This is a genomic window from Laceyella putida (assembly GCF_042665195.1).
Classification (GTDB): domain Bacteria; phylum Bacillota; class Bacilli; order Thermoactinomycetales; family Thermoactinomycetaceae; genus Laceyella; species Laceyella putida.
Genome location: NZ_JBHTBW010000056.1, coordinates 1 through 4,954, shown reverse-complemented (window position 1 = coordinate 4,954; position 4,954 = coordinate 1). Strand labels below are relative to the sequence as shown.

2 protein-coding genes, 7 tRNA genes and 1 rRNA gene are annotated in these 4,954 nt (G+C 47.1%); all 10 read left to right on the top strand.

What is annotated here, in order from left to right; all coding sequences use genetic code 11:
• Positions 1-195 precede the first annotated feature (195 nt).
• A tRNA-Arg gene (locus ACFQNG_RS15990) sits at positions 196-272 on the top strand.
• 6 nt (positions 273-278) lie between these two features.
• Positions 279-393: ribosomal RNA gene (gene rrf / locus ACFQNG_RS15985) — 5S ribosomal RNA — on the top strand.
• 292 nt (positions 394-685) lie between these two features.
• Entirely contained in the window at positions 686-2,269 is a 1,584-nt protein-coding gene (locus tag ACFQNG_RS15980; RefSeq protein WP_379866557.1) for a cell wall-binding repeat-containing protein, read from the top strand.
• Positions 2,270-2,448: 179 nt separating this feature from the next.
• Positions 2,449-2,525, top strand: a tRNA-Glu gene (locus ACFQNG_RS15975).
• A 4-nt stretch (positions 2,526-2,529) separates the two neighbouring features.
• A tRNA-Val gene (locus ACFQNG_RS15970) sits at positions 2,530-2,605 on the top strand.
• Positions 2,606-2,608: 3 nt separating this feature from the next.
• A tRNA-Asp gene (locus tag ACFQNG_RS15965) sits at positions 2,609-2,685 on the top strand.
• Positions 2,686-2,694: 9 nt separating this feature from the next.
• Positions 2,695-2,770, top strand: a tRNA-His gene (locus ACFQNG_RS15960).
• Between the two features lie 23 nt (positions 2,771-2,793).
• Positions 2,794-2,869, top strand: a tRNA-Phe gene (locus ACFQNG_RS15955).
• A 12-nt stretch (positions 2,870-2,881) separates the two neighbouring features.
• Positions 2,882-2,975: transfer RNA gene (locus ACFQNG_RS15950), tRNA-Ser, on the top strand.
• A 223-nt stretch (positions 2,976-3,198) separates the two neighbouring features.
• Positions 3,199-4,701, top strand: a complete 1,503-nt coding sequence (locus tag ACFQNG_RS15945) for an MDR family MFS transporter (protein ID WP_379866555.1) — start codon at positions 3,199-3,201, stop codon at positions 4,699-4,701.
• Positions 4,702-4,954: the final 253 nt, after the last annotated feature.

The window sequence follows — 4,954 nt, the reverse complement described above, 5'->3', positions numbered from 1 at the left end:
TTTAGCTGACGGATACGAATCGGTCGAGGGCTTATCCTACACATAGATCTCTCCCATTTGCAACACGCTTTATTCCAATCTAATTTTCAAGGTGTGGCCTGTTGTTCTTGGCGGGTTTCTCCAGCTTTAGAACAACTGCACTCCGCAAATTCTTTGCGGAGTTTCCATATGGTGTCTTTGATAAATTTAACACATGTGCCCTTAGCTCAGCTGGATAGAGCGTTTGACTACGGATCAAAAGGTCGGGAGTTCGAATCTTCCAGGGCACGCCACTTTTGTCTAGTGACGATGGCGGAGGGGATCCACCCGTTCCCATACCGAACACGGAAGTTAAGCCCTCCAGCGCCGATGGTACTTGGGCCTAAGCCCCGGGAGAGTAGGTCGTTGCTAGGCAATGGAAAGCCGGTATCCAAAGGATATCGGCTTTTTTTGTATAAATGCATCGGGTGTTAACCTATAAGTGAAAACCAAAAAAAGGGATTTAAAAGACGGGTTTATTACGAATAAAAAGATAGACAACAAATTTTTCATATATTCTTACGGGAGGGGATGTCATGGTAAAAAAGGGATAAGCATCTTCGTTGCGTTGGCCCTGGCATTTTGTCCGTTGACCTTTTCAGCAGTTGATGCGAAGGGGGACACTACAAACAAAAAGAGCAACATGATGCAAGAAAGCAAAAGGAGGGTGGAGACGAAGATACAGCACATCCTTGAACGGATCAAAGAGCAAGAGAAATCCGTTAGCAAGGCAAATGAGGCACAAGTGGTTGAAGTGTTGCATTACAATGGAATGGTTGATCATTATACCACGCATGTTTATCGTTTTTCTGTCAAGGAGCCAGGAGAACTCACGACGCAAATGAACCATATAGGTGTCTTTGCCACATTGTATGATAAGGACTTCAATAAACATTCCTTGTGGGGTTATTTACCTGTGGGCGAATATACCCTAGTTGTAACCAAGAATTTTACTGAGCCTGATGAGGAACTGGATTATGAAGTGAACATTTCCGGGGCATTATTTACGGCATTTTCTACAGATGAACCCACTTTGGATGTTACGGGTTTCCCATCGCATAACCCTCGCTTATCCAGAATGAACCCGGAAATCGCATTGGAAGGAACGACCGATGCTGATCAAGTGTTTGTGGAACAAAATCATACAGATATCATTGATTTGACCAGTCCTACTTTTAGAAAGTGGGTGTCAGTAGAACCGGCCGTAAATCGATTTGATTTCTATGCCTCCTCTTCCGCAAGCAAAAACTGGGTAGTTGCGACTTATTTCCCTGTTTGGCCAGGAGTGGAGCGGCTTGATGGAAAAGATCGTTATGAAGTGTCTACCCGAGTCAGCTGGGAATTAAAAAGATATCTTGGAGAACGGTTGGATACGATTGTGCTGGCCCGTGGGGACGTGTTCAGTGACGCATTGTCAGCTTCGTCACTGCATTGGCATCTGGACTATCCCTATGTCGCTGAACATCCTTACTTGGGAACACATCCCGTTTTACTAACTACACCCAGCGCTTTGCCAGAGTCGGTCAAAACCCATATTAAAATCCTGGCGCCGCGCAAGGCCATTATTCTCGGGGGAACCGATTCAGTCTCCACCCATATCGTATTTCAGCTGAAAAAGCTAGGCGTTTCCGAAGTGGTGCGCTTGGATGGGAAAGATCGTTTTGAGGTATCAGCCAAGGCCGCTCTCCAATCGCTCAGTGGCGCCGGATCGGCGACAGCCTATGTGACCAATGGACTGATTTATTCGGATGCATTGTCTGCGTCGGGATATGCGGGTGCGGGCAAACCCTTACTGCTTGTTCAAAAAGATCGAATTCCCGAAACCGTGGCCAATGTTGTCAAAAATCGGGTTATCAATGAGTTTGTCATTGTAGGTGGACCTTCCTCTGTCTCGGATGGCGTGATAGCGCAAATCAAGAAGTTGAATCCGTCCGCTTCAGTGCTACGCATCGGCGGGGCCAATCGGTTTGAAGTATCCACAAACATGGCGAAATATCATTTCAACAATAAAAAGATATCGAATATCAAACTGGCGCGCGGGGATGTTTTTGCCGATGCCTTGACAAGCAGTTCGCTGGCCGGCTACGAGCATGGACCCATCTTATTGACCATGCCAAGTAAATTGGATATATCCGTTAAAAATTTTATCAGTTCCCATTGGTATGAGTTGGATTATGTTCATATTTTGGGGGGAACTGATTCTGTATCAAGTGAAATAGAACACTTTATAGACGGATTGATCAGAGACTAGCATTTAACTGCTCGTGGGCGTTGCACGAGCAGTTTATTATTTTTTAGCAAGAAAATACAATATTCACTATTATAAAACTTATATCAATCTACTTGTCATCCTAGTTGATCCATGCTAATATAACAGAGTCGCCGCTGGTCGAGAGAATAATTTCCAGCGGAGGAAATAGATGGAAACTTGGCCCGTTGGTGAAGCGGTTTAACACACTAGCCTTTCACGCTAGCATGCAGGGGTTCGAATCCCCTACGGGTCACCAACATGGACGGTTAGCTCAGCTGGGAGAGCATCTGCCTTACAAGCAGAGGGTCGGCGGTTCGATCCCGTCACCGTCCACCATGGGGAGCTGTGGTGTAGAGGCCTAACATGCCTGCCTGTCACGCAGGAGATCGCGGGTTCGAATCCCGTCAGCTCCGCCATTTATCTTGGCGGCCGTGGCGAAGTGGTTAACGCACCGGATTGTGGCTCCGGCATTCATGGGTTCGATTCCCATCGGTCGCCCCACTTCACCTTTTAATAATGAGATTGGCTCGGTAGCTCAGTCGGTAGAGCAGAGGACTGAAAATCCTCGTGTCGGCGGTTCGATTCCGTCCCGAGCCACCATTTTTGATTTATGGAGAGATGTCCGAGCTGGCCGAAGGAGCACGATTGGAAATCGTGTAGGCGGGCAAAACTCGCCTCGAGGGTTCGAATCCCTCTCTCTCCGCCAACAACAGATAACCATCTTGGTAACGGAAGCGAAAGCGAAGTTGCTAAGATGGTTTTTGTTTTGTATTTCGAAATAAATGAGTCAACCTCAACAGGGAAATGTTATAATTTTGGTATAAATTGCTTTTTGGTTTGATCTTCATAGATGACAACTAATCAATCAGGTTCCGTTCAGCTGATATCTAAACTATTTAGATAAATATATTTAGTTAAGAGGTGGGAGCGTGAAAAGCGATCGCAAAAAAGTGACTATGGCTATGTTGATTGCTACATTTTTGGCGGCGATTGAGGTGACGATTGTCAGTACAGCGATGCCCCGCATTGTGAGCGAATTGGGGGGAATCCAGTATATCAGCTGGGTCTTTGCTGTCTATCTTCTCACCTCCACGGTCGCTACCCCAATCTTTGGCAAGTTGGCCGATCTTTATGGTAGGAAACGCATTTTTCATGTGGGAGCGGCCATCTTTCTCGCTGGCTCGATGTTGTCGGGATTATCACAGACCATGAGCCAGCTCATCTGCTTCCGCGCGCTGCAAGGGATTGGCTCGGGCGCGATTATGCCGGTGACGTTTACGATTATCGGCGATATTTATCCTTATGAAGAGCGCGCTAAAGTGCAAGGCTGGTTTAGTTCGGTGTGGGGGCTTTCAGGACTCGTGGGGCCTCTTGTCGGGGGATTCTTGGTTGATTTTGTGTCTTGGCGCTGGATATTTTATCTCAATCTGCCATTTGGGATTGTATCCATCATCCTGGTGTCGCTGTTTCTGAAAGAAGGAGGGGAAACGGAGCGACGTCAGATTGATTATTGGGGCGCATTGACGTCTACATTGGGAATTTCCGCTTTATTGCTAGCTCTCAATACGGGGGGCGTGGTCTATCCCTGGGCTTCTGCCCCCATCATTGGCTTGTTTTTGGTGGCGGTTTTGCTGATTGGGTTGTTTTTGTATATTGAGGCAAATGTGTCTGAGCCTATGTTGCCATTGAGCTTATTTAAAATTCCCGCGATTGCGGCCTCCAATATAGCGGGTTTCTTTGTCTCATCCGTTCTTATCGCCCTGACGGTATATTTACCGCTCTGGGTGCAAGGGGTTCATGGGCAGGGGGCTACGGGATCTGGGCTTACTCTTCTCCCCATGTCGCTAGGCTGGCCGGTGGGAGCGGTCATCGGAGGCAGGCTCATGCTTAGAATCGGTCCACGCCGCACAGTCATGGCCGGCCTACTGTTGATTATTTTTGGGACCATATGGTTGACGATGGCAGATGCCTCAACACCGGAATGGGTTCTTGCGGCAATCATGTTGGTTGAAGGGTTTGGTTTCGGCTTTTCCATGACGGTGTTTACGGTGATTGTGCAATCTTCGGTCGGATGGCACCAGCGTGGCACGGCTACAGCGGTGAACACCTTATTGAGATCGCTTGGTCAGACGGTCGGGGTTGCCGTATTTGGCACGATGTTTAATCGATATATGATTCGTTATATGGAGAGACAGTCCGCTGCGGTTCAGGTGGATATTGACCAACTGAACCAATTGCTGGAACAACATGAGACACTATCGGTTTCCCCAGATATGGTTCAGCTGTTAAAAGGCGCCCTCGTGTTTGGATTGCACCATATTTATCTCATTTTATTGGGGATTGCATTGTTCAGCTTTATCTTTGTGTTTTGGTTTCCCAATCACAAACCTCAGACAAACCATGTGGGAAGTGCGGTGAAAGAAACGCCGTAAGGGTAGAAACTACAAACATGATTCCCAGCGAACAGGCCTTAGAAGGCAAACCGTCTCGTTGGGATTTTCTTTTTCTGTGCTATGCTGATTGAAGAGGGATAATGAAATAGATTTTTTAATAAAAGTATTGACTTGGAGCATGGGAAGATGATAAGATCATATTTGTCGCCGCGAGAGCGACACTAAAGAATGAAGTGTTCCTTGAAAACTAAAGAGTGAACGTGACCTGTCAATTCGATGTGACACTTCGGTG